The organism is Myxococcus sp. RHSTA-1-4 (assembly GCF_020037125.1).
Classification (GTDB): domain Bacteria; phylum Myxococcota; class Myxococcia; order Myxococcales; family Myxococcaceae; genus Myxococcus.
The window spans coordinates 1-22,422 of record NZ_JAIQDG010000021.1 but is presented as its reverse complement, the minus strand read 5'-3'; the positions used below and the strand labels follow the sequence as shown (position 1 = coordinate 22,422).

Here is a 22,422-nt window from a genome sequence, read left to right as displayed (position 1 = left end):
GTAACCTTCCCGAGGAGCTGTTGAACATGTCGCTTCGCACCACCATCGCGGCCGTGGCCGCAGTCCTTTCGCTCGCCCTGCCGGTGGCCGCTTCCGCCGCGGATATGAAGGTCGCCTACGTGGACCTTCAGCGAGTCCTGCTGGAGGTGGATGACGGCAAGGCCGCCAAGGCCCGCCTCCAGAAGTGGCTCGACGACCGCCAGAAGGAAATCGACAAGGAGCAGGACGCGCTGCGCAAGGAGAAGGAGACGCTGGACAAGCAGGCCAGCGCGATGAGCCCGGACACCAAGGCCCAGAAGGAAGGCGAGCTCCAGCGCAAGGTGATGCAGCTCGCGCAGAAGTGGGAGAAGAGCCGGGCCGAGGCCGCCAACAAGGAGCGGCAGGAGATGGAGCCCATCATCGGGAAGATCGACCAGGTCATCGCCAGCATCGCGGAGCGGGACGACCTCGCCTTCGTGCTGGAGAAGCGTGACTCGGGCATCGTCTTCGCCCGCTCGCAGTACGACATCTCCAACGAGGTCATTCGCGCGTACAACGCCGCGAAGAAGCCGGCGGCGCCGAAGGACGCGCCGACCAAGAAGTAGCCTACTCCCCGTGCAGACCCCCTCTTCCCCCCGCCGGCTCGGGGAGCTCGCAGCCCACGTGGGTGGCGAGCTCCTCGGCGACCCCGGCCAGCTCATCCACGGACTCAACGGGCTCGAGGAAGCGGGCCCCGGGGACGTGTCGTTCTACGGAAACCCGCGCTACCGCCGGCAGTTCGAGGCGACCCGCGCCTCCGCCGTCCTCGTGGGCGCGGGCACGGATGCGCCGCCTCGCGACGGGGTGGCGCTGGTGCGCGTGCCCAACCCGCACCTGGCCTACGCGAAGCTGCTGAGCCTGTTCCACCCGGCCTCCCGTCCCGCCGCGGGCGTGAGGCCCGGGGCCTGGGTGCACCCGGAGGCCACCGTCCACCCGGAGGCCACGCTGCTGCCCGGCGCCTCGGTGGACCGGGGCGCCCGGGTGGGCGCACGCACGGTGCTGTACCCCGGCGCCTACGTGGGCGAAGACGCCCAGGTGGGCGACGACTGCATCCTGTACCCCAACGTCACGGTGCGGGAGCGCTGCATCCTCGGCGCGCGCGTCATCCTCCATGCCTCGAGCGTGGTGGGGGCGGACGGCTTCGGCTTCGCCTTCAACCCGGAGGGCGAGGCGGGGCCGGAGCACTACAAGATTCCCCAGGTGGGCATCGTCCGCATCGAGGACGACGTCGAGGTGGGGGCCTGCACCTGCATCGACCGCGCGACGGTGGGCGAGACGGTGGTGGGCCGCGGCACGAAGCTCGACAACCTGGTGCAGATTGCCCACAACGTGAAGGTGGGCCCGCTGTCGCTCATCTGCGCCCAGGCCGGCGTGTCCGGCTCGGCGGAGATTGGCACCGGCGTGGTGCTGGCCGGACAGGTGGGCGTGGTGGGCCACATCCGCGTGGGGGACCTGGCCAAGGTGGGCGCCCAGTCCGGCGTGGCGCATGACGTGGAGGACGGGCAGGTGGTGAGTGGAAGCCCGGCCGTGCCTCACAAGGAGTGGCTGCGGGCCAGTGCCGCGGCAGGGCAGATGGCCGACCTGCTCAAGGAAGTGCGCGCCCTGCGGCGCAGGGTGGAGACGCTCGAGAAGGAGAGGGGTGAGTGATGGACATCGGAGAGATCCAGAATCTGCTGCCGCACCGCTACCCGTTCCTCCTGGTGGACCGGGTGGTGGAAATCGTTCCGGGGCAGAAGCTGACGGCCTACAAGAACGTCACCGTCAACGAGCCCTTCTTCAACGGCCACTTCCCCGGCCAGCCGGTGATGCCGGGAGTGCTCATCCTGGAGGCGCTGGCGCAGGCCATGGCCATCCTCGCCTACAAGAGCGAGGGCATGGACCCGAACCGGAAGCTCACCTACCTGATGGGCGTGGACGGGGCGCGTTTCCGCAAGCCCGTGCTGCCCGGCGACCGCCTGCACCTCGCCATCGAGGTGGTGCGTCACAAGGGTTCCGTGTGGAAGACGAAGGGCACGGCGTCGGTCGATGGAGTGAGGGTCGCCGAGGGTGAGTTCCTGGCGACCGTCGTGGACAAGAACGCCAAGGTGGAAGAGACCGCGGCTCCCTGACCGCGTTCTCCGAGTGTAGAGGAAAAACATGGCTCAGGTTCATCCCACCGCGGTGGTCCATCCCGGCGCCCGCTTGCACGAGACGGTCGAGGTCGGCCCCTATTCGGTCATTGGCCCGCAGGTGACGATTGGCGCGGGCTCGCGGGTGGGGCCCCACGTCGTCATCGAAGGGCGCACGACGCTGGGCGCGCGCAACCACATCTTCCAGTTCGCGTCCGTGGGCGCGGACCCGCAGGACCTCAAGTACGCCGGCGAGGACACGGAGCTCGTCCTCGGCGACGACAACCTGGTCCGCGAGTTCGTCTCCCTGCACAAGGGCACCGCGGGCGGCGGCGGCGCGACGCGCATCGGCAGTGGCAACCTCTTCATGGCCAACAGCCACGTGGCGCACGACTGCATCGTGGGCAACGGCTGCCGCATCGGCAACGGCTCCGCGCTGGCGGGGCACGTGACGATGGAGGACCACGTCATCATCAGCGGCCTGGCGGCGGTGCATCAGTTCACCCGGCTGGGCAAGCACGCCTTCATCTCCGGCGGCTCCATGGTGACCATGGACATCCCTCCCTACGCCACGGCGCAGGGGGACCGCGCGGAGCTGGTGGGGCTGAACACGGTGGGCCTGGAGCGCAGCGGCTACTCCAAGGAGCAGATGGAGCGCATCAAGGAGGCCCACCGCATCCTGTTCCGCTCCAAGCTGGGCCTGCAGGACGCGCTGGCGCGGCTGCGCACGGAGCTGGGCGGCAACCCCGAGGTCGACCACCTCATCGACTTCATCATGCAGAGCAAGCGCGGGCTGACGCGCTAGGCGCCGGGTCATGGAAGGAGCGTCGCCGGTGGAGCGCATCGGCCTCATCGCGGGCAACGGCCGGCTGCCCTTCCTCTTCGCGCGCGCGGCGCGTGCGCGGGGGCTGGAGGTGGTGGCGGTGGCGCACCGGGGGGAGACGGACCCGGCGCTGGCCTCCGAGGTGGCCCTGCTCACCTGGGTGCGGGTGGGGCAGGTGGACCGCATCCAGAAGGCCTTCCGCGAGGCCGGGGTGAAGCAGGCGGCCATGGCGGGCGGCATCGGCCGGGTGCGGGCGCTGGCGGAGGCCCGGCCTGATTTGGGCGCGGTGCGCATCATCTCCAAGCTGCGCAGCTTCCGGGACGACTCGCTCCTGCGCGCGGTGGCCGCGGACTTCGAGGCGCGCGGCGTCACCATCATCGCCCCCACGGACTTCCTCGGCGAGGTGCTGTGTCCCGAGGGGCACCTGGCGGGGCCGAAGCTCCACCCGGCGCAGGAGAAGGACGTGGCGCTGGGCCGCGAGGTGGCGGTGCTGCTGGGCCAGGCGGACGTGGGCCAGACGGTGGTGGTGCACAACGGCCACGTGCTGGCGCTGGAGGCGGTGGAGGGCACGGATGAGACCATCCGCCGCGGTGGGAAGCTGGGCGGCAAGGGCGCCGTGGTGGTGAAGCGCTGCAAGCCGCAGCAGGACCTGCGCTTCGACCTGCCGGCGGTGGGCCCCCGCACGCTGGACGTGATGGGCGAGGTGGGCGCGAAGGTGCTGGCGCTCGAGGTGGGGCGCACGGTGCTGCTGGACGCGCCCGCGCTCTTCGCCGGGGCCGAGTCGGCCGGCATCACCATCGTCGGCGTGCCCTGAAGCTGGCGGGGGTGGGCTCGCCTCCCTGGCTGCTTCAAAGCTGCGCCCGGGAGTGGGTGAATACCGTCGCGGCTCCAACGTCCCCCGTCGCGACTGTTTCCCTGGCGGGAGCCTCGTCCTAGCCTGCCCTGGACGAATTCAACGCCGGAGGCCGACGCCACACCATGACTGCCCGCCTGCTGTTGCTCTGTGCCGTGTTGAGCCTGCCACTGCCCGCGCTGGCGGACGCCATCCGGGTGTCATTGGAGGGCCGGGCGGCGCTGGGAGAGGCGCTGCCGGCGCTGCTCGTCCACATCGAGGAGCCCATCGCCGGCTTCGAGGTGAAGCTGAAGCGCAGCGACGGCAAGGCGGTGGAGGTGAAGGGCGGCGGCAAGCCGGGCCTCACCCGCCGAATCGAACTGGAGCAGCCGGAGGGCCGCTTCCATTACGAGGGCGAGCTGGTGGTGCGCTTCCCGGACGCCGAGTCCGGCAGCATGCCGCTGTCCTTCGACACGGAGCTGTACGGCGCGCTGAAGCTGGAGGTGCGCCCGGAGGACGTGGACGTCGCGGGGCGGCGGCTGCGCTTCACGCTGAACCGGCCGGCGGGGCGGGCGGAGCTGACGGTGTTGATGGACACCGGGAAGAAGGCCTTCGAGGGCGAGGTGCCCTTCAAGGGTGAGCCCGCGGGCACGCCGCTGGAGCTGAAGTGGCCGGCGGCCGAGGGGCGGGTGCTGAAGATTTCGGTCCGCGCCTTTGATACCGCGGACTTCTACACCGGGGTGGACTTGTTCCCCTGGCAGGTGGACATCCCACACGAGGAGGTGAACTTCGCCTCGGGTAGCGCGGACGTGCCGGCGGGGGAGCGGGGCAAGCTGGACAAGAGCCATGCGCTCATCGCGGAGGCGCTGGCGAAGTACGGGCGCTTCGCGGCGCTGCGGCTGTACGTGCTGGGCCACACGGACACCGTGGGCAAGACGCCGGACAACCGTGAGCTGTCGCTGAAGCGGGCGCGCAGCCTGGCGGCGTACTTCCGGAAGAAGGGACTCAAGGTGCCCGTCTTCTACGAGGGCTTTGGCGAGGAGTCGCTCGCGGTGGCGACTCCGGACGAGACGGCGGAGGCGGGCAACCGCCGCGCCGAGTACATCATCGCCGTGGAGGACCCGGTGCTCCAGCACGCGCCGTTCCCCCCGCGGTGGCGGAAGCTGTGACGGTGCTCGACCTGGGGAGGCGAAGCATGAGCCGATTCCACCGGATGGCCTGGATGTCCCTCGGGCTGGGTGTGCTGGGAGGCGCGGGCTGCGCGCATCAGCCGCGCGTGGCGGAGCAACGGGTGGAGGAGGTGGAGAAGTGCCAGTTGGTGCGCTCGGTGTTGCAGGAGCCGGAGCCGGCGCGCCTGGTGAAGGAGCTGGCCTCGGACGGCCGCGAGGAGCCCGCGCCGGTGGTCGTCTACGTGCGCCGGCCGGAGCAGGCCATGCTGGAGCGCTTCTTCGCGGACGACGCGCCGCTGTGTGGGGATGCCACGTTCAAGGTGGTGCAGGAGAACGTGCTCGACGCGGTGGTGGTGTACCTGCAGGAGGTCCAGGACGGCTACGCGTATGACGCGCACCGCGCGGGGCCGCAGGAGCTCTCCATGGAGGGCAAGCCGCAGGGGATTGTGAAGCGCCAGGGCTACTCCTGGGTGGTGAGCCCGGAGCCTATCTGAGCAGTTCCTTGCCGCCGTCCGCGATGAACTGCACGGCGATGGCGGCGAGGATGAGTCCCATGACTCGCTCCACAATCGCGACGCCGGACTGGCGCAGCACGCGCTGAATCATCCCCGAGGCGCGGAGGATGAAGTAGCTGGCCAGGAACGTGAGGACGATGGCGGCCAGCACGGGGATGGCGAAGGTCAGCGTCTTGCCCTTGGCCATCAGCACCATGGCGGTGGCGATGGCGCCGGGGCCGGACAGCAGCGGAATGGCCAGCGGGACGATGGCCACGTCCTCCTTCACCACGCCCTCCTGCTCCTCGGTGGGGGTGGTGCGCGTCTCGGACGGGCGGGCGCGGAGCATGTCCAGCGCGGTGATGAGCAGGAGGATGCCGCCGGCCACGCGGAAGGCGCCCAGGGACACGCCGAACACCTTGAAGATGACGCCGCCGAAGAGGGCGAAGAACAGCATCATCCCGCACGCCACCAGGCAGGCGCGCATCGCCGTGCGGCGCATCTTCTCCTGCGAGTCCCCGGCCGTCATCGCCAGGAACAGCGGCACCACGCCGATGGGGTCCACGACGAAGAAGACCGCCGAAAGCGAGACGAGGAAGTGCGTCAGGTACGCCGTCATGACAGGCCTCTTCCGGCTACACCGTGAGGCGCAGCTTCCACACCATGGTGAGGGCCTCGGCGAAGATCTTCTTGCTCATCTTCGAGTGCCCCACGCGCCGGTCCTCGAAGACGATGGGCACCTCGCGCACGGTGAAGCCCTTCTTCAGCGTGCGGTAGGTCAGCTCGATCTGGAACGCGTACCCGGTGCTCTTCACCGAATCCAGGTCGATGGACTCCAGCACCCGGCGGTGGAAGCACTTGAAGCCGCCGGTGAGGTCGCGGATGCCCACGCCCAGAATCGTACGGGCGTAGAGGCTGCCGCCGCGGCTGATGACCTGCCGGCCGACGCCCCAGTTCACCGTGCCGCCGCCGGTGACGTAGCGCGAGCCCAGCACCAGGTCCGCGCCCGCCTGGGCCGCGTCCAGCATTCCCGGGAGGTAGCGCGGGTCATGGCTGAAGTCCGCGTCCATCTCCAGGATGTACGTGTAGCCCTCGGCCAGCGCCCAGCGGAAGGCGGCGAGGTACGCGCGGCCCAGGCCCTCCTTCTTCTCGCGGTGCAGCACCCGCACGCGCGGCTCCTTCGCGGCGAGCCCGTCCGCGAGCTGCCCCGTGCCGTCGGGCGAGTTGTCATCGACGACGAGGATGTCCACGCGCGGGTCGGCCTTCAGCACCGCCTGGACGATGGCCTCGATGTTCTCTCGCTCGTTGTAGGTGGGGATGCAGACCAGGGCAGGATTCATGACCCGGCCGGACATACCCTAAACGGGGCGCGGGGGCAGCAGCTCCAGTACGGCTTCCGCGGCCCGGGTGGCGGCCCCCGTCTCCCCCAGGCGGCCGCGCATCTCCGCCAGCCCTCGCAGCATCTCCTCGCGGGGGGCCCCCGGCGTCCACACCCGGCGGACCTCCTCGGCGATGCGCTCGGGCGTCATCTCCCCCTGGAGCAGCTCCGGCACCACGCGCCGGCCCGCCAGCAGGTTGACCAGCGAGACGAAGGCCACCTTCAGCATCAGCCGTCCCACCCAGTAGGTGATGAGGGACACCCGGTAGACGACCACCAGCGGGCGCTGCATCAGCCCCGCTTCCAGTACGGCGGTACCGGACGCCACCACCGCCGCGTCGCTGGCGCCCACCACCTCCGGAGCGCGTCCCTCCACGAGGATGGGCGACAGGCCGCTGCCCTCGAAGCGGGAGACGATTTCCTCGCGGGGGATGGTGGGGGCCACGGGGACGACGACCTGGAGCCCGGGCCGCTCGGTGGAGAGCCGCTTCGCCGCGTCCACCAGGGTGGGCAGCAGGCGGCGGATTTCACTCATCCGGCTGCCGGGCAGCAGCGCGAGCGTGGGGGCGTCGGTGTTCAGTCCCAGACGCTGGCGGAAGTCGGTGGGGCTGGCGGGGGCGGGGACCTGCTCCACCACGGGGCTGCCCACGTAGCGGGCGTTCACCCCGGCGTCCCGGTAGAATTCCTCCTCGAAGGGGAGGATGCAGAGCATCCGGTCCACCAGCCGCTTGATGGTGCGCACCCGGCCACGGCGCCAGGCCCAGATCATGGGCGACACGTAGTAGGCGACCGGCACTCCCAGCGCCTTGAGCTTCTCCGCCAGTCGCAGGTTGAAGTCCGGGATGTCCACCAGGATGGCGACGTCCGGGCGGCGCTCGGCGGCGGCGTTGGCCAATCCCTTCAGAATCTGGAGGATTCGGGGGATGCGGGGGAGCACCTCGGTGATGCCCATGACGGACACCTCGCGGGCGTCATAGAGCAGCTCCACCCCCCGGGCGGCCAGGCGCGAGCCGCCCATGCCGAAGAAGGTGAGGTCCGGACGGCGGGCCTGGAGGGCTGCGACGAGCTCGGCGGCATGGCTGTCACCGGAGGCCTCGCCGGCCACGACGAGGATGCGGGGCGGGGGCGTCATGAGGGGGCACGCATCGTACCTGATGCGGGAGCGGATGAAGGTGTAGAGTGAGGCACCCTTGAAGACGCTTCTGCTCGCCGAGAGCCATCCCCCCACGCTGGAGCACCTGACGGGCCTGCTCTCCCAGGCCGGGTACACCGTGCGCGCGGTGAATGACGCGGTGACGGCGATGGAGCACTTCGCGGCGGACAACCCGGCGGTGGTGGTGCTGGCGGTGGACCTGCCCCGGGTGGACGGCGCGCACGTGGTGCACCTCATCCGGGGCCACAGCCAGGGCGGGCGCGTGCCGATTGTCGCCATCGACAAGGGCCACCTGGGCCGGGCGCGCGGGGTGGCGTCGGTGCTGGACCTCAAGGTGAACGCGTACGTGGCGGACCCGCTCAAGCCGGGGGAGCTGGTGCCCCGGCTGGAGACGCTGCTGCGCGCGGCGCAGGCCGTGCCGCCCGCCGGGCTGGCGGCCACGCTGGCCCGGTCCGCGGTGAACTCGGGCGAGCTGAGGGGCTACCCCCTGCCGGGCCTGCTGCACTCGCTCTACCGGCTGCGCCGCGACGGCGTGCTGGTGGTGGCGCACCGGGACTTGAGCCGGCGCGTGTACTTCCTGCGCGGCGGGGCGGTGAGCTACGACTCCTCGTCGAAGGCGGACTCGCTGCCCCGCTACCTGCTGGACCGCAAGGTGCTGACCTCCGCGCAGGCGGAGCGGGTGGTGGAGGCGCTCGGCTCCGGGCTGCGCATCGGCGCGGCGCTGGCGGACGCGGGCGTGGAGGCGGCCGGTGAAGAGCTGTTGCAGCTGCTACGCGACTACACCCGGGACAGGCTGGAGCGGGTGCTGGGCATGCGCGAGGGGCGCTATGCCTTCTACGCGGGGGACGAGTTCACCGCGGAGGTGGCCTCGGTGGAGGTGCCGCCCCTGGCCCCGGTGCTGGCGGGCGCGCGGCGGTGCTTCCCGCTGAAGGTGATGGCGGCCTCGCTGCGGGGCAACCTGGGCGAGTACCCGGTGCGCTCGGCGGAGTTCGGCCGCGACCTCCAGGCGATGGCGCTGGACACGGATGACCTGAAGATCGCCATGCAGGTGAACGGCCGCATCGTCCTCAGGGACCTGCTGGCGCACGGGCGTGGGGAACTGGGCACGGCGGTGTCGCTGCTGTGGTTCCTCAAGCTGACGGGCGGGGTGACGTTCTCCCCGACGCCGGTGGCCACGGGGACGGACGTGCTGTCCACCGCGGTGCTGCCGGACCGGATTGCCCCGCGCAAGCGCAAGGCGCTCCCGGTGGAGACAGCGGCCTCGCTGCGCGAGGAGGCGGTCCGCATCATCACCCGCAGCTACTTCGGCAGCCTCGGCCTGGACATCACCGCGGACACGGAAGCGGTGGAACGCGCGTACCACGAGACGGCGATGCGCTTCCATCCGGACACCTATGCCGAGTTCGACATCTCCGACCTGAGGGACTTGCTCGAGTCGGTGCAGGAGAAGCTGTCGGCCTCGTACCGGGTGCTGAGCGTGGAGGAGAAGCGCAAGGCGTACCTCCAGTACCTCTTCAGCCGCCTGGACGTGGGGCGGAACACCACGGTGGTGGTGGACGCGGAGATTGCGCTGCGGCGGGGCGAGGCCGCGATGAAGCGCCGCGACTTCCCCACGGCGATGCGCGCGTTCGAGGAGGCGGTGACGTTCAACCCGAACGAGCCGGAGTACTACGCGTTCCTCGCATGGGCCACGTACATGGCGGCCCCGGGGGCGCTGATGGTGAGGGCGCAGAGGGCGCAGAAGGTCTTGAAGAAGGCGCTGTCGCTGGGGCCGTACGTGGAGCGGCTGCACATCATCGCGGCCATCATCGACACGGACCTGGGAGACGCGCCGCTGGCGCGGAAGAAGCTGCTGAAGGTGCTGGAGTACAACCCGTACTCCCAGCTCGCCAAGGCGGCGCTGCGCAAGGTGGGACGGTAGATGAGGCAGGTGCTGTTCCGGCTGTTGCGCTATGCGCGCCCGCACTGGGGCGTGCTCGCGGTGGCCTTCGTGGGCATGGGCGTGGTGGGGCTGGCCACCGGCGCGTACGCGTACCTGACGGGGCCGGCGCTGCGCTTCCTGCTGTCGGGAGGACAGGAGGGCTTCGCGAGCGCGCAGCGGGTGCCGTGGCTGGCGGACCTGCCGCGCGAGGCGGCGCTGTGGGGCTTCCCGCTGGTGATGGTGGTGGTGGGCGCGGCGAAGGGCCTGGGGTACCTGACGCAGTTCTATTTCATGGGGCTGTTCGCGCAGCGGGTGGTGAAGGACGTGCGGCGTGAGCTGTTCCTGCGCCTCACCGCGCTGTCGCCCACGCAGCTCGCGTGCGAGCGGACGGGCGATTTGCTCAGCCGCTTCTCCTCGGACGTGAACGCGGTGCACGACGCGGCCATGTACACGGTGGGCGCGTACCTGCGGGACAGCGTGCAGGTCGTCATCCTGGCGGGGGTGGTGCTCTCCCTCAGTCCGTTGCTGGGCGCGGTGATGTTGCTGGTGATTCCGCTGGCGGCGCTGCCGGCCTCGGGGCTGATGCGCAAGGTGCTGAAGCGCACGCGCGAGGGGCAGACGCAGCTCGGCAACCTGGCGGGGCAGCTCCACGAGGGGCTGGGGGGCCTGCGGACCATCCAGGCCTTCAACGGGCAGGAGGCGGAGCTGGCCCGCTTCGCGGCCCATGCGCGGGCGCACGAGAAGGCGGTGGTGAGCGCGGCGTGGGCGCGGGGCGCGGTGCCGGGCTTGATGGAGGTGCTGGCGGCGGCGGCGCTGGCGGGCGCGCTGGCCTTCGCGGCGAGCGTGCGGCTGATGGAGCCGGAGGCGCTGCTGTCGCTGCTGACGGCGGTCATCCTGGTGTACCAGCCGGTGAAGGAGCTGGGCCGGGTGACGCAGTTCGCGGTGCAGGCGGGCGCGGCGGGTGAGCGTCTCTTCGCGCTGCTGGACTTGAAGCACCCGGTGGAGGACGCGCCGGACGCGGTGCCGGCGCCGCCGCTGTCCCGGAGCATCGTGCTGGAGAACGTGCGCTTCTCCTATGGCGAGCGCCGGGCGCTGGACGGCCTGACGGTGGAGCTGAAGGCGGGACAGGTGACGGCGCTGGTGGGAGGCAGCGGCGGGGGCAAGAGCACGGTGACGTCGCTGCTGCTGCGCTTCGAGCGGCCCCAGAAGGGGCAGCTCCTGCTGGATGGGGTGGACGCGGACCGGTACACGGCGGCGAGCGTGCGCGAGCAGTTCGCGCTGGTGACACAGGAGCCGCTGCTGTTCCAGGGCACGGTGCTGGACAACCTGCGCTATTCGCGGCCGGACGCCACGCGGGAAGAGGTGGAGGCGGCGGCGAAGGTGGCGCACGCGGACGGCTTCATCCGCGCGATGCCGGAGGGCTACGACACGCTCATCGGCGAGCGGGGCGTGACGCTGAGCGGCGGCCAGCGGCAGCGGCTGTGCATCGCCCGCGCGGTGCTGGCCCGGGCACGGGTGCTGGTGCTGGACGAGGCGACGAGCAGCCTGGACCCGGAGAGCGAGCGCGAGGTGCAGGCGGCGCTGGCGGCGGTGCTGCCGGGGCGCACGGCGTTGGTGATTGCGCACCGGCTGTCCACGGTGGTGAACGCGGACGTGCTCCACGTGATGGAGGCGGGTCGGGTGGTGGAGAGCGGCACGCATGCGGAGCTGCTCCAGAAGGGCGGCCGCTACGAGGCGCTGTGGAAGATGCAGACCGAGGGCCCCACCGAGCGGGGCGCGGCGTGAGCCCGAGCCGCCATTGAATTGCGAATGGCGGGGCGGGCCCGGCAGGGTACGGTGGAGTCCGAGGCCAGGGTTGCCCCGCGCGGCGAGGTGCCGGCGGGATGCGCGCACCGGGCTTCATTGAATGAGGCAGGGAATGAGCCGGGTGCGGACGGTATTGGCCAAGACACTCCAGGCGGTGCTGGGCATGGGCCTGCTGCTCTTCGGGGTGGCGGGCGTCTTCGCCCTGCCGGCCTCCTGCGCCCGCTATCCGGTGGTGCCGCCGAAGGCCGGGGCGCCCACGTGGGTGCGTGGCGCGTACCACGTGCACACCACGCGCTCGGACGGGGAGGGCACGCCTCGGGAGGTGGCTCGCGCGGCGAAGGCGGCGGGCCTGGACTTCGTGGTGCTCACCGACCACAACGACTTCACGCCGCCCGCGCCGGCCTGGGTGGAGGGCGTGCTGCTGGTGCCGGGAGTGGAGATCTCCACGTCCGCGGGGCACCTGGCCGCGTTCGGCATGGAGCGGCCGCTGGAGGGCATGCGCCAGTGGATGCCGCCGGCGGACGCGGTGAAGGCGGTGGCGGCGGCGGGGGGCACGTCGGTGCTCGCGCACCCGGTGCAGGAGCGCAACCCCTGGACGGACGACGCGAGCGCCCGTGAGGTGCCGGGCTTCGAGCTGTACTCGGCGGACACCTTCTTCCGTCAGGCGGCGAGCCGTCCGGTGAGCCGGCTGTTGCCCACGGTGGGGGCGTACCTGGGCAACCCGGGGCACGGGGTGATGCTGATGGTGTCTCCGGAGCCCGGGCCGGCCGAGCGCTTCATGGAACTGTCGCGCGAGCGGCCCCGGGTGGCGCTCTGCGCGCATGACGCCCACGGGCTGCCCTCCTACCAGGCGGTGTTCGAGTCCATGGCCATGTACCTGCCGCCGGAGCTGGTGCCGTCGCCGCTTCCCCAGGACGCGGGCGAGGCGGCGGCCCGCGTCGCTCGGGCGTTGGGAAGCGGACGCGCGGTGTGCGCCTTCCGGGCGCTGGGCGAGCCGGCGGGCTTCGCGCTGGAGGGGGTGGAGCCGGAGCGCCGTGAGGCTCGCGTCGGAGACGTGCTGCGGGTCCATGTGCCTGGGAGTCCGGAGGAGGGCTCGGTGCGGGTGGAGGTGTGGGGGGACGGGCGTCTGCTTCCGGACGGGAGGTCCGTGGAGCTGACGGGGGCGGGGGTGGTGCAGGTGGAGGTGTGGGCCCGTGGGCCGGGGCGCTTCCTCGGGACGGAGTGGCGGCCCTGGATTGTGCCGGGCCCCGTGCGTGTGCTGCCCCGCGGGCCGGGCATCTGATAGAGGGCGCGGGAGCCGTCCATGCGCCTCCTGTACATCCTCGCCAGTTATGTGCTCTTCGCGCTCCTGTTCCCGGTGCTGTCCCTGCACCGGAAGACGCGCCATGGGCTGAAGGAGCGGCTGGGCTTCTACGGCCCTGGGAGCCTGCCCGCGCGCGGCGACGGCCCTGTGCTCTGGCTCCACGGCGCGAGCGCGGGAGACCTGCTGGCGCTGTCGCCGATGTTCGCTCCGCTGCGGGCGCGCTTCCCGGGGTGTCAGCTCATCCTGTCGACGATGACGGACAGCGGCTACGCGATGGCGAAGGGCCGGCTGGCGAAGGACATCGACGGGGTGGTGTACGTGCCCTACGACCTCTGGGGTGCGACGCGCCGGGCGGTGCGGGCCATCCGCCCGGACGTGCTGGTGCTGGAGTACACGGAGCTCTGGCCCAACCTCATCCACGCGGCGAAGCGGGGTGGGGCGCGCGTGGTGATGACGAACGGGCGGTTCTCCCCGGCGAACCTGGGGAAGTACCGCTGGCTCTTCAAGCTCATCGGCAACCCGCTGAAGGAGCTGGACCTGCTGCTGATGCGGACGGAAGAGGAGGCCGGGCGGGCAAGGAGCCTGGGCGCGCGGCCGGAGTGGGTGCAGGTCACCGGCAACACGAAGTTCGACTCCCTGGTGGGCGGTCCCTCGCGCGAGGACGAGACACTGCGCGCCGCGCTGGGCCTGGAGCCGGGAGCACGCGTCTGGATTGCCGGGAGCACGCACGAGGGCGAGGAGGAGGTGCTGCTGGGCGTGTACCGGCGGCTGCTGGAGCGGTGGCCGGACCTGCGGCTGGTGATTGCGCCCAGGTACGTGGACCGGGCTGCGCGCATCGTGACGCTGGCGCGCGAGGCGGGGCTGAGCGTGGGACTGCGCTCGAAGGGCAATCCAGAGCGGGGGCAGGTGGTGGTGCTGGACACGATTGGCGAGCTGTCGAGGGCCTACCGGCTGGCGGCGGTGGTGTTCGTGGGGGGCTCGTTCACGAAGCGGGGCGGGCAGAACATCCTGGAGCCGGCGGGGCAGGGGAAGCCGGTGCTCTACGGGCCGCACATGGACAACTTCCGGGACAGCGTGGAGCTGCTGACGGGGCAGGGCGGGCTCCAGGCTTCGGACGGCGAGGCCCTGCATTCGGCGCTCGTGGAGCTGCTCGCGGACCCGGAGCGGCTCGCGGGGCTGGGCGAGCAGGCCCAGGCGACGGTGCGGCGCATCTCCGGGGCCAGTGAGAGGAACGTGGAAGCGATGACGACGCTTTTTCCCCACGGGAGGCCGGACCCGCGATGACGCTCATCATCCATCCGCACTTCCACAAGCGGTACACGGGGGTGACGCGCCACGTGGAGTCGGTGGTGCCCGCGCTCGTGCGGGACACGGGCTCGGAGACGCGGGTCATCGGCTCGGGGCTGAGTGAGGGGCTGCCGAGAATCACCTGGCCCGAGCTGCTTCGCCGCGCCCGCACGGAGCCGGTGGTGTGGCACGCGCACCGGAACAACGAGCTTTTGGCGGGCATGGTGCTGAAGCTGCTGGGCCGAGACGTGCGGCTCGTCTTCACGAGGCACACGTCCATGGCGCCGAGCGGCTTCACGCGCTTCATCGCCCGAGGGGCGGACGCGCTCGTGTCGCTGACGAAGCAGGTGGCGGAGGTCATCGCGCTGCCCTCGACGGTCATCTCGCACGGCATCGACCTGACACGGTTCCACCCGCCCGAGGACCGGGACGAGGCGTGGCGCCGGCTCGGTCAGGGCGGGCGCTTCGGTGTGGGCGTCATCGGGCGCATCCGGAAGGAGAAGGGACAGGGCGATTTCCTGGAGGCCGTGCGCCCGCTGCTGCCCGAGCACCCCGAGTGGCACGCGGTGCTGGTGGGACTGGCGAAGGGCGCGGACCTGGACTGGGTGAACGGGCTGCGGGCGGGCATGGAGGACCGGGTGTCGCTGGCGGGCGAGCAGTCGGTCATCGAGCCCTGGTACCAGGGGCTGACGGTGCTGGTGCACCCGTCCTACGCGGAGGGCTACTCGCTGGTGCACGTGGAGGCGATGGCGTCGGGCTGCTGCGTGGTGGCGTCGAGGTTGCCGTACCTGGACACGCTCATCGAGCATGGGCGCACGGGCTTCTTCTTCGAGCCCGGGGACGTGAAGGCGCTGCGCGAGCTGCTGGCGATGTTGATGCGGGAGCCGGAGCGGGCGCGCGAGGTGGGGCGCAACGCGGCCGAGGAGGCGCGGCGCCGGTGTGGTGTGGAGCACGAGGCGCGGGCGCTGGGAGACCTGTACCGCGCGCTCGTGGGGCGGTGAGCGGATGCGCATCCTCCACCTGCTGGCGAGCCCCTTCTTCAGCGGCCCCGCGGAGAACGTGGCGCTGCTGGCGCTGGCGCAGCGGGAAGCCGGGCATGAGGTGACGGTGGCCGTGGACCGGCGGCGCAAGGACGTGCCGGCGGAGGAGCCCGCGGTGCCGCGCTTCCGGGAATTGGGGTTGCTGGACGAGGGCGGCCTGGAGCTATCGGTGAAGTCGCCCCCGTGGAAGATGTGGACGGACCTGCGCCGGCTGCGAGCGCGGGAGGTGGACGTGGTGCACTCGCACTTCAGCCACGACCACCTGCTGGCGCGGTGGGGCCGGCCCCGAGGCGCGGTGCTGGTCCGCTCGCTCCATGCGCCCCGCTCGCTGAGGGCCTCCCTGCCGGCGGCGGACGCGTACACGGTGCCGGCGAGCAGTCTGGTGCCCCGCCTTCGAGAGCAGGGGAGGACCGTCGAGGTCCTGCCGGCACTGGTGGACCCCCGGTTCCACCCCGCCGCGGACCGTCAGGCGCTGCGCGGGGAGCTGGGGCTCACGGGGGCGCCATTGCTGGGCATGGTCTCCACCTTCCAGCCCTCGCGGAGGCACTCGGTGGGAGTGGAGGCCTTTGCCCTGTACCGGAAGCAGCGGCCGGAGGCGCGCCTCGTCCTCGTGGGAGATGGGGCGTTGCTGGAGGCAACGCGGCGGCAGGTGGCGGAGCGTGGCCTGGAGGAGGCCGTCACCTTCGCGGGCTACCAGCAGGGAGACGCCTTCGTGCGCTGGCTCCAGGCGCTGGACGAGGTGTGGTTGCTGGGGCTGGGGAACGACTGGAGCGCGAGGGCGGCGGCGCAGGCGCGGGCGTGTGGCGTGAGGGTGGTGGCGGTGGAGGAGGGCGCGCTGCCGGACCTTGCGGATGCGCGAGTGGCGTCGCCGACGCCGGAGGCGGTGGTGTCCGCCGCGCTATCCGGGCAGCGTGCGCCGGTGGCACACCCGACAAATGCGCGAATCGCGGGTGACATGCTCACCCTCTACGAGCGCGCGAGGCGCTCCCGGTGAGCCCGTCCTCTCCCGAAGCCCCCACGGCCATCGAGAGGGTCTTCTACCCCTCGGAGCCCGAGCCCTGGGGCCGCCGCGTGCTCCTATCACCGCTGACGGCGGTGTCATGGACCTATGGCGCGGCGGTGCGCCTGCGAGGCGCTCTCTACGATTCGGGCCTGCTGCGTGCCGAGCGCGCGGAGGGCCTGCGCGTCATCTCCGTGGGCAACCTCAACGTGGGTGGTACGGGGAAGACGCCGGCGGTGCTCCATCTCGCGGAACTGCTGGTGCGAGAGGGGCGCAAGGTGGGCATCCTCACGCGAGGCTACGGTCGCGCCTCGCGTGAGCCGCTGACCTTCATTGGCTCGGAGCCGCTGCCCTCGGTGGAGGACGCGGGCGACGAGCCGTTGCTGCTCGCACGCCGGTGCCCCCAGGTCCGCCTCTTCGTGGGAGCGGACCGTGTGGCCGGGGCATACCGGGCACGAGATGAGTTTGGTGTGGACACGGTGCTGCTCGACGATGGCTTCCAGCACCGGAGGCTCGCGCGCGACCAGGACATCGTCGTGGTGGACGAAGCGGTGGGGCTGGGCAATGGCCACATGCTCCCGCGGGGGCCGCTGCGCGAGCCGCGCTCATCACTGCGCCGCGCCACGCTGTTCTGGGTTCGCGTGGCCCCGGCTCCATCCGGAGCGGCGCGAGCGCCCCAAGCCCCCGCGCTCGCGGGCTCACCGGCTGCCATGCCCGAGTCCCCCCATGCGCACATGCACTCTCGGGCTCCCGAAGTCATGGACATGTCGGGGGCCGTGGAAGGAACGTTCCTTCCACCGGAGCCCTCCGTCCCCCGCGTGCGCACGCGCTACCGCCCCACGGGGTGGGTGGACCCGTCCGGCCAGTTTCTCCCGGTGGACGCGCTGGCGGGTCAGCCCGTCCTCGCGCTCGCGGGGCTTGCCCGGCCGGGGGGCTTCCTGAGGACCTTGCAGTCCCTCGGCACAGAGGTCCGCGACGCGGCCCTCTTCCCGGACCACCACCGCTTCACGGCGGAGGAACTCCGGGACGTGGAGGCCCGAGCGGCCCGCCAGGGCGCACGGGTGGTGACGACGGAGAAGGACGCGGTGCGCCTGCCCCCCGGCTTCGCGGCGTGGGTGGTGCGGCTGGGGGTGGAGGTCCTGGAGGGCGAATCCCACCTGCGGCGGGCGCTCGGGCTGGCGGACGTATCGCGCGACTTGTGAGGCGCGGGTGCCTGTGGGACAAACCGCCGCCATGGCCGCAGTCTCGCCCGCTCGCTCGTTGCCTTCGCCCTCGCGCCTTCCGCTCGCCTTCGCGCGCCGCCGGGTGCTGCTGGTGGGGGACCTGGTCGCCGACCACTACATCTACGGACAGACGGACCGGGTGAGCCGCGAGGCGCCGGTGCTCATCGTCCGCTACGAGTCCGCCGAGGTGAAGCTGGGCGGCGGTGCCAATGTGGCGGCCAACGTCCGGGCGCTCTCCGGGCAGGTGACGGCGGTGGGCGCGCTGGGCGCGGACGAGATGGGAGCGGCGCTGCGCCGGCTGTTCGCGGACGCCGGCATCCGCCTGCACGCGGTGAGCGGCCGCGGCATCGAGACGGAGACGAAGACGCGCATCCTCGCGGGCGGGGTGAGCACCACGCGCCAGCAGATGCTCCGGTTGGACAGGGGCCAGCGTGGCGTGCTGCCTCCGCGCATGCGCAAGGCGCTGGCGAAGCACGTGGAGGAGGCGGCGCGCGACGCGGACGCGGTGGTGGTGTCCGACTACGGCGCGGGCGTGCTGGGGGAAGAGGTGCGCGAAGTCCTCCGGCGGCTGGCGGCGGATGGCCTGACGGTGTGCGTGGACAGCCGCTATGCGCTGTCCTCCTTCGTGGGCCTGACGGTGTGCAAGCCCAATGAGCCGGAGCTGGAGGCACTCGCCGGGCGGCCGGTGCGCTCGGAGGAGGACCTGCTGGAGGCGGGGCGGACGGCGGTGCGCAGGCTGGGATGCCGCGCGCTGCTGGTGACGCGGGGCCGGCACGGCATGTCGCTCTTCGACGCGGAGGGTGGGGTGGACCACATCCCCGTGCATGGCGCGAAGGCGGCGGTGGACGTGACGGGCGCGGGAGACACGGTGATTGCCACCTTCTCGCTGGCGCTGGCGGCGGGAGCCTCGTTCGGCGAGGCGGCGCGGCTGGCGAACGTGGCCGGCTCGCTGGTGGTGCAGAAACCGGGCACCGCGACGGTGTCGCGGGACGAGCTGCTCGAAGAGCTGCGGAGCGCACGATGAACACCCTGGACAAGCTCCAGCCGCTCGCGAAGGTGGCGGAGGAGCGCGAACGCTGGCGCGCCGAGGGGCGCACGGTGGCGCTGGCCAACGGCGTCTTCGACCTGCTGCACGTGGGGCACGTGCGCTACCTGGAGGGCGCGCGGGCGCTGGCGGACGTGCTGGTGGTGGCGGTGAACTCGGACGCGTCCACGCGGGCCTACAAGGGGCCCGGGCGCCCGTACATCCCCGAGAACGAGCGGGCCGAGCTCGTCGCCGCGCTCGCCTGCACCGACCGGGTCATCGTCTTCGACGAGCCCAACGTGCGCGGCATCATCCGCGCGCTCAAGCCGGACGTGCACGTGAAGGGCACGGACTACACGCCGGACAGCATCCCCGAGGCCGACGAGGTACGTGCCTACGGCGGGCGCACGGCGGTGTCCGGCGACCCGAAGGACCACAGCACCACGGACCTCGCCCGGCGCCTCGGCCGCGAGGGCACGAAGTAGCCCGTGCCCCCCCTGGATGCGGTGCTGAGAGACGTGCTGGGCTGCCCCCGCTGCAAGGGCCCGCTCACGGTGCACGAGGAGGAGACCCGCACCGAGGTCCGCTGCGCGCGTTGCCACTGCGCGTGGCCCGTGGAGGACGGAATCCCGCGGCTCATTCCCGAGCGGGAAGTGCGGCTGCGAAGGTCCTGACCTCCTCGGACGCCCGCGCGTCCAGCCCCTCGCCGCCCGCGCCATCCACGAGCGAGGTGAGGTCCACCATGCGGTGGGGCGCGTAGGCGTGGCCCCAGCGCTCCATGTCCATGCGAAGGAAGAAGGCCAGGGTGGGGGCGCCCACGGCCACCGACAGGTGCATGGGGCCGGTGTTGTTGCACACGGTGAGGCCGGCGGCGCGCATGAGCGCGGCCAGTTCGTCCAGGTTGGTCGCGGGAGCGAGCCGGGCCCCGGGCGCGGCGTCCACCACGGAGCGGGCGAGCTCCTCCTCGCCCGGGCCCCAGGTGACGATGGGGACACGCCCCAATTCCAGCAGCGTGCGGGCGGCTGCGGCGAAGGCCTGGGGCGGAATCCGCCGGGGCCCCAGCCGGCCGCCAGGGTTGATGACCGCGAACGCCGTGCCGGTGCCCGCCTCGAGATAGGCGCGGATGGCGGGGCCCACGGCCGGCTCCCGGAAGGACAGCCCGCGTGCCACCGCGCCACCCGTGAGGGGCGTGAGCAGGTGCGTGCGCTGCACGGCCTCGTTCCGGGTGTCCGTCCGGGCCGGCACCGGCAGCGAGTGGAGGTGGGACACCGGCCACACGGCCGGGCCGAGCACCACCGCATGGGGACCGGCCATCCGGGACACGAGCGCGCTCGTCACGGAGGGGGACTCCCAGTTGGCGCAGTCCACCACCACGTCGTAGCGCGCGCGGCGGAGGGCGCGGATGCCGGGCGCCAGCGGCCCCATCCAGAGCCGGCGCCGGTCGAAAGCGATGACCGCGTCCGCGTCCGGATGGCCCGCCAGCACGCGCGCCACCTTGGCGTGCACGAGCACATGCACCTCGGGGGCGGGGTGGACGTGGGCCTTGAGGGTGCGCATCAGGGGGGTGGTGAGGAGCGCCTCGCCCACTCGGTTGTCGGGCCGCACGAGCAGCACCTTCCGGGGGACGGGCAGGGAACTCCCAGGACGGCGACGACGGCCGGGGCGCCAGAAGAGGGCGGACGCCACGAGCGCCAGCGCCAGCTTCGCCCACAACTCGAGCCGCTTGTGCCAGGACATCTCGCGGCGGACCCTACACAGAATCAGATGCGGTGCAAGCACGCGGCTTGACCTGAGGGCGGAAAGCCCCTAGCAACCGCCCAATGCTGAAGAGCATGACCGGGTTTGGAGCGGGCCGCGCGCGCGTGGGGGACGAAGAGGTCTCCGTCGAGCTGCGCTCGCTCAACCACAAGTTTTGCGAGGTGAAGGCACGCCTGCCCCGCGAGCTCGCGTCACTGGAGCCCGTGGTGACGAAGCAGGTGAAGGACCGGCTGGCCCGTGGCTCGGTGGAGCTGCTGGTGAAGCGGCAGGCCTCCACCGCCTCCGGGACGGTGCCCACGGTGGACATGGGCCTGGCGCGAGAGTACGTGCGCGCCTTCCGTGAGCTGGCCAAGGAGCTGGGCCTGCCGGGCGACGTGGCCTGGTCACAGGTGGCCAACCAGCCCGGGGTCGTCCGCCTGGAGGAGAAGGGCGTCGACCTGGAGTCCGCCACCCCGGCGCTGCAGGCCGCGCTCGAACAGGCCCTCACTGCGCTGGAGAAGATGCGCCTCGTCGAGGGCGAGGCCATCCACGCGGACCTCGACGCCCGGCTGAAGCTGCTGGAGGGCTGGAGCCGCGAGGTGGCGCAGCTCGCGCCGCGCGCCGTGCAGGAATACCAGCAGCGGCTCACGGACCGTATCGCCGAGCTCGCGCGCGGAGTGGCGGTGGACCCGCAGCGGCTCGCGCAGGAGGTGGCCCTCTTCGCCGAGCGCACGGACATCGCCGAGGAGGTCACCCGCCTGGCGAGCCACCTCGAGCAGTTCCGAGCCCTCATGGCCAGCAGCGAGCCTGCCGGCCGCCGAATGGATTTCCTCGTGCAGGAGATGCACCGCGAGGTGAACACGACCGGCTCCAAGAGCCAGCACGCGGAGATCTCCGCGCGCGTGGTCTCGATGAAGGCCGAGGTCGAGCGCATCCGCGAACAGGTACAGAACGTCGAATGAACGCGCCCAACGTGCTCCAGCCTGGTTTGTTGCTCGTCCTCTCCGCCCCTTCCGGGGCGGGAAAGACCACCCTTGCCCACCGGCTCCTCAAGGACACGCCGGATGCGGTCTTCTCCATCAGCGTCACCACCCGGCGGCCCCGCGGGAAGGAGCGCGAGGGGGTGGACTACCACTTCGTGGACGTCGCCACCTTCCAGCAGAAGATTGAACGGGGCGAGTTCGTCGAGTGGGCCGAGGTCCACAGCCACTTCTACGGCAGCCTCCAATCCGTGGTGGACGAGGCCCGCGCCCGGAAGAGCGTGGCCATCTTCGACATCGACGTGCAGGGCGGGCAGGCGATCAAGCGCAAGCACCCTGATGCGGTGACCATCTTCGTGCTCCCTCCCTCCATGGAGGAGCTGGAGCGGCGCCTCCGGGATCGTCAGACGGACTCGGACGAGACCATCCGCCGCCGGATGCTGGCCGCTCGCTCGGAGATGGAGCGGGGAATCGCGTCGTACGACTACATCGTCGTGAACGACGACTTCGAGCGCGCCTACAGCGAGCTCCGCTCGGTGGTGGTGGCCGAGCGCTGCCGGCGCGGTCGGGTGGACGTCTCGAAGCTGGGGCTGGGCGTCGAGAGCTGAAATCCCGCGGGAATGGTCCGGCGGGGGAGGGTGGTTTCCCCCATCACCCGGACGGCGCGAGTGACGAGAAGCAAACTTCTTGCGCCGCCAGGTCAGTTGGAGGATAAGCCGCCTCACCTCACGGCGACACGCGGGCGTCACCTGGTTGACACTTCGCGGAAGGCTTCTTAGATGGTCGTCAAAGAGGTGATGCAAAACCGGCGGGCGTGGTGGTGGATGGAGTGGGCAGCCGCCTCATGAGGAGGTGGAGCCGGGGGTTGGGTTGGACGGAAGAAAGAGTCGATCGAAGCGGTTGACTCAAGACGCGGTGGTGGTAGAAGCCGCGCCCCTCGCACCGAAGCCCGCGCACTGGCGCGGAAGGAACTTCAGAGGCGAGGCAGCAGCAAACGAAATTCAGAATACGGCGGTCAACACAGCAGGTTGACAGAAGACGCGGTGGTGGTAGAAGCCGCGACCCCGACGAAGGGAAAGCCCGGGAAGAAGTTGAACGGGCGACTCGGTCGGGAAAGTCAACGAAG

23 protein-coding genes are annotated in these 22,422 nt (G+C 71.5%); 19 read left to right on the top strand and 4 right to left on the bottom strand.

Going from position 1 to position 22,422, the window contains the following annotated elements:
- Positions 1 to 26 precede the first annotated feature (26 nt).
- The 7 genes from K8638_RS26465 to K8638_RS26435 all read left to right on the top strand — a co-directional run bounded on the left by K8638_RS26465 (position 27) and on the right by K8638_RS26435 (position 5,444).
- Entirely contained in the window at positions 27 to 584 is a 558-nt protein-coding gene (locus K8638_RS26465; RefSeq protein ID WP_223757411.1) for an OmpH family outer membrane protein, read from the top strand.
- Positions 585 to 594: 10 nt separating this feature from the next.
- Positions 595 to 1,665: a UDP-3-O-(3-hydroxymyristoyl)glucosamine N-acyltransferase gene (lpxD, locus tag K8638_RS26460; protein ID WP_223757410.1), complete on the top strand. Its 1,071-nt coding sequence runs from the start codon at positions 595 to 597 to the stop codon at positions 1,663 to 1,665.
- On the top strand, positions 1,665 to 2,126 hold the full coding sequence (gene fabZ, locus K8638_RS26455; RefSeq protein ID WP_223757544.1) for a 3-hydroxyacyl-ACP dehydratase FabZ: 462 nt from the start codon (positions 1,665 to 1,667) through the stop codon (positions 2,124 to 2,126). Before lpxD ends, fabZ begins: the two co-directional genes overlap by 1 nt.
- Before the next feature lie 28 nt (positions 2,127 to 2,154).
- Positions 2,155 to 2,931 carry an acyl-ACP--UDP-N-acetylglucosamine O-acyltransferase gene (gene lpxA / locus K8638_RS26450; RefSeq protein WP_223757409.1) on the top strand — a complete coding sequence of 259 codons (777 nt, stop codon included), beginning with the start codon at positions 2,155 to 2,157 and terminating at the stop codon, positions 2,929 to 2,931.
- 28 nt (positions 2,932 to 2,959) lie between these two features.
- Positions 2,960 to 3,763: a UDP-2,3-diacylglucosamine diphosphatase LpxI domain-containing protein gene (locus tag K8638_RS26445; protein ID WP_223757543.1), complete on the top strand. Its 804-nt coding sequence runs from the start codon at positions 2,960 to 2,962 to the stop codon at positions 3,761 to 3,763.
- A 164-nt stretch (positions 3,764 to 3,927) separates the two neighbouring features.
- Positions 3,928 to 4,950, top strand: a complete 1,023-nt coding sequence (locus K8638_RS26440; RefSeq protein ID WP_223757408.1) for an OmpA family protein — start codon at positions 3,928 to 3,930, stop codon at positions 4,948 to 4,950.
- A 26-nt stretch (positions 4,951 to 4,976) separates the two neighbouring features.
- Positions 4,977 to 5,444 carry a hypothetical protein gene (locus K8638_RS26435; protein WP_223757407.1) on the top strand — a complete coding sequence of 156 codons (468 nt, stop codon included), beginning with the start codon at positions 4,977 to 4,979 and terminating at the stop codon, positions 5,442 to 5,444.
- Here K8638_RS26435 and K8638_RS26430 read toward each other — a convergent pair.
- Genes K8638_RS26430 through lpxB form a run of 3 tightly spaced genes read right to left on the bottom strand, consistent with a single transcriptional unit; the run spans position 5,437 to position 7,954 of the window.
- On the bottom strand, positions 5,437 to 6,063 hold the full coding sequence (locus K8638_RS26430) for a MarC family protein (protein WP_223757406.1): 627 nt from the start codon (positions 6,061 to 6,063) through the stop codon (positions 5,437 to 5,439). The genes K8638_RS26435 and K8638_RS26430 overlap by 8 nt on opposite strands.
- A 16-nt stretch (positions 6,064 to 6,079) precedes the next feature.
- Positions 6,080 to 6,784: a polyprenol monophosphomannose synthase gene (locus K8638_RS26425; protein WP_223757405.1), complete on the bottom strand. Its 705-nt coding sequence runs from the start codon at positions 6,782 to 6,784 to the stop codon at positions 6,080 to 6,082.
- An 18-nt stretch (positions 6,785 to 6,802) separates the two neighbouring features.
- Positions 6,803 to 7,954, bottom strand: coding sequence for a lipid-A-disaccharide synthase (gene lpxB, locus K8638_RS26420; RefSeq protein ID WP_223757404.1), 1,152 nt, complete (start codon positions 7,952 to 7,954; stop codon positions 6,803 to 6,805).
- A 58-nt stretch (positions 7,955 to 8,012) separates the two neighbouring features.
- Between lpxB and K8638_RS26415 the strand changes: the two genes are divergently transcribed.
- The 10 genes from K8638_RS26415 to K8638_RS45305 all read left to right on the top strand — a co-directional run bounded on the left by K8638_RS26415 (position 8,013) and on the right by K8638_RS45305 (position 19,253).
- A complete protein-coding gene (locus K8638_RS26415) occupies positions 8,013 to 9,896 on the top strand; it encodes a DUF4388 domain-containing protein (protein WP_223757403.1) in 1,884 nt (627 codons plus the stop codon).
- A complete protein-coding gene (locus K8638_RS26410; RefSeq protein ID WP_223757402.1) occupies positions 9,897 to 11,681 on the top strand; it encodes an ABC transporter ATP-binding protein in 1,785 nt (594 codons plus the stop codon).
- Positions 11,682 to 11,814: 133 nt separating this feature from the next.
- On the top strand, positions 11,815 to 12,984 hold the full coding sequence (locus K8638_RS26405) for a PHP domain-containing protein (protein WP_223757401.1): 1,170 nt from the start codon (positions 11,815 to 11,817) through the stop codon (positions 12,982 to 12,984).
- Between the two features lie 21 nt (positions 12,985 to 13,005).
- Positions 13,006 to 14,289, top strand: coding sequence for a 3-deoxy-D-manno-octulosonic acid transferase (locus K8638_RS26400; protein ID WP_223757400.1), 1,284 nt, complete (start codon positions 13,006 to 13,008; stop codon positions 14,287 to 14,289).
- Positions 14,286 to 15,293 carry a glycosyltransferase family 4 protein gene (locus tag K8638_RS26395; RefSeq protein WP_223757399.1) on the top strand — a complete coding sequence of 336 codons (1,008 nt, stop codon included), beginning with the start codon at positions 14,286 to 14,288 and terminating at the stop codon, positions 15,291 to 15,293. Before K8638_RS26400 ends, K8638_RS26395 begins: the two co-directional genes overlap by 4 nt.
- 4 nt (positions 15,294 to 15,297) lie before the next feature.
- Positions 15,298 to 16,326, top strand: a complete 1,029-nt coding sequence (locus tag K8638_RS26390) for a glycosyltransferase (protein WP_223757398.1) — start codon at positions 15,298 to 15,300, stop codon at positions 16,324 to 16,326.
- Positions 16,323 to 17,534, top strand: a complete 1,212-nt coding sequence (gene lpxK, locus K8638_RS26385) for a tetraacyldisaccharide 4'-kinase (RefSeq protein ID WP_223757397.1) — start codon at positions 16,323 to 16,325, stop codon at positions 17,532 to 17,534. The genes K8638_RS26390 and lpxK overlap by 4 nt, the downstream gene beginning before the upstream one ends.
- A gap of 31 nt (positions 17,535 to 17,565) precedes the next feature.
- Positions 17,566 to 18,579, top strand: coding sequence for a bifunctional heptose 7-phosphate kinase/heptose 1-phosphate adenyltransferase (locus K8638_RS26380; RefSeq protein WP_223757396.1), 1,014 nt, complete (start codon positions 17,566 to 17,568; stop codon positions 18,577 to 18,579).
- Positions 18,576 to 19,064, top strand: a complete 489-nt coding sequence (locus K8638_RS26375; protein ID WP_223757395.1) for an adenylyltransferase/cytidyltransferase family protein — start codon at positions 18,576 to 18,578, stop codon at positions 19,062 to 19,064. Before K8638_RS26380 ends, K8638_RS26375 begins: the two co-directional genes overlap by 4 nt.
- A gap of 3 nt (positions 19,065 to 19,067) precedes the next feature.
- Positions 19,068 to 19,253 (top strand): Trm112 family protein, encoded by a 186-nt coding sequence (locus K8638_RS45305; RefSeq protein WP_370644114.1) that lies wholly within the window; start codon positions 19,068 to 19,070, stop codon positions 19,251 to 19,253.
- Here K8638_RS45305 and K8638_RS26370 read toward each other — a convergent pair.
- Positions 19,216 to 20,316 carry a glycosyltransferase family 9 protein gene (locus K8638_RS26370; RefSeq protein WP_223757394.1) on the bottom strand — a complete coding sequence of 367 codons (1,101 nt, stop codon included), beginning with the start codon at positions 20,314 to 20,316 and terminating at the stop codon, positions 19,216 to 19,218. The genes K8638_RS45305 and K8638_RS26370 overlap by 38 nt on opposite strands.
- 83 nt (positions 20,317 to 20,399) lie before the next feature.
- On the opposite strand from K8638_RS26370, the gene K8638_RS26365 reads away from it, so the two are divergent.
- Both K8638_RS26365 and gmk read left to right on the top strand, forming a co-directional pair.
- Complete coding sequence (locus tag K8638_RS26365) at positions 20,400 to 21,278, top strand: YicC/YloC family endoribonuclease (RefSeq protein ID WP_223757393.1); 879 nt, start codon at positions 20,400 to 20,402, stop codon at positions 21,276 to 21,278.
- A complete protein-coding gene (gene gmk, locus K8638_RS26360) occupies positions 21,275 to 21,904 on the top strand; it encodes a guanylate kinase (RefSeq protein WP_223757392.1) in 630 nt (209 codons plus the stop codon). The genes K8638_RS26365 and gmk overlap by 4 nt, the downstream gene beginning before the upstream one ends.
- Positions 21,905 to 22,422: the final 518 nt, after the last annotated feature.

What these genes read in the sequence shown, in the direction of transcription:
- K8638_RS26465 (WP_223757411.1), top strand. Translation starts at nt 27, where the DNA reads ATGTCGCTTCGCACCACCATCGCGGCCGTGGCCGCAGTCCTTTCGCTC.
- fabZ (WP_223757544.1), top strand. Translation starts at nt 1,665, where the DNA reads ATGGACATCGGAGAGATCCAGAATCTGCTGCCGCACCGCTACCCGTTC.
- lpxA (WP_223757409.1), top strand. Translation starts at nt 2,155, where the DNA reads ATGGCTCAGGTTCATCCCACCGCGGTGGTCCATCCCGGCGCCCGCTTG.
- K8638_RS26440 (WP_223757408.1), top strand. Translation starts at nt 3,928, where the DNA reads ATGACTGCCCGCCTGCTGTTGCTCTGTGCCGTGTTGAGCCTGCCACTG.
- K8638_RS26435 (WP_223757407.1), top strand. Translation starts at nt 4,977, where the DNA reads ATGAGCCGATTCCACCGGATGGCCTGGATGTCCCTCGGGCTGGGTGTG.
- K8638_RS26430 (WP_223757406.1), bottom strand. Translation starts at nt 6,063, where the DNA reads ATGACGGCGTACCTGACGCACTTCCTCGTCTCGCTTTCGGCGGTCTTC.
- K8638_RS26425 (WP_223757405.1), bottom strand. Translation starts at nt 6,784, where the DNA reads ATGAATCCTGCCCTGGTCTGCATCCCCACCTACAACGAGCGAGAGAAC.
- lpxB (WP_223757404.1), bottom strand. Translation starts at nt 7,954, where the DNA reads ATGACGCCCCCGCCCCGCATCCTCGTCGTGGCCGGCGAGGCCTCCGGT.
- K8638_RS26410 (WP_223757402.1), top strand. Translation starts at nt 9,897, where the DNA reads ATGAGGCAGGTGCTGTTCCGGCTGTTGCGCTATGCGCGCCCGCACTGG.
- K8638_RS26405 (WP_223757401.1), top strand. Translation starts at nt 11,815, where the DNA reads ATGAGCCGGGTGCGGACGGTATTGGCCAAGACACTCCAGGCGGTGCTG.
- K8638_RS26400 (WP_223757400.1), top strand. Translation starts at nt 13,006, where the DNA reads ATGCGCCTCCTGTACATCCTCGCCAGTTATGTGCTCTTCGCGCTCCTG.
- K8638_RS26395 (WP_223757399.1), top strand. Translation starts at nt 14,286, where the DNA reads ATGACGCTCATCATCCATCCGCACTTCCACAAGCGGTACACGGGGGTG.
- K8638_RS26390 (WP_223757398.1), top strand. Translation starts at nt 15,298, where the DNA reads ATGCGCATCCTCCACCTGCTGGCGAGCCCCTTCTTCAGCGGCCCCGCG.
- K8638_RS26380 (WP_223757396.1), top strand. Translation starts at nt 17,566, where the DNA reads ATGGCCGCAGTCTCGCCCGCTCGCTCGTTGCCTTCGCCCTCGCGCCTT.
- K8638_RS26375 (WP_223757395.1), top strand. Translation starts at nt 18,576, where the DNA reads ATGAACACCCTGGACAAGCTCCAGCCGCTCGCGAAGGTGGCGGAGGAG.
- K8638_RS26370 (WP_223757394.1), bottom strand. Translation starts at nt 20,316, where the DNA reads ATGTCCTGGCACAAGCGGCTCGAGTTGTGGGCGAAGCTGGCGCTGGCG.
- K8638_RS26365 (WP_223757393.1), top strand. Translation starts at nt 20,400, where the DNA reads ATGCTGAAGAGCATGACCGGGTTTGGAGCGGGCCGCGCGCGCGTGGGG.
- gmk (WP_223757392.1), top strand. Translation starts at nt 21,275, where the DNA reads ATGAACGCGCCCAACGTGCTCCAGCCTGGTTTGTTGCTCGTCCTCTCC.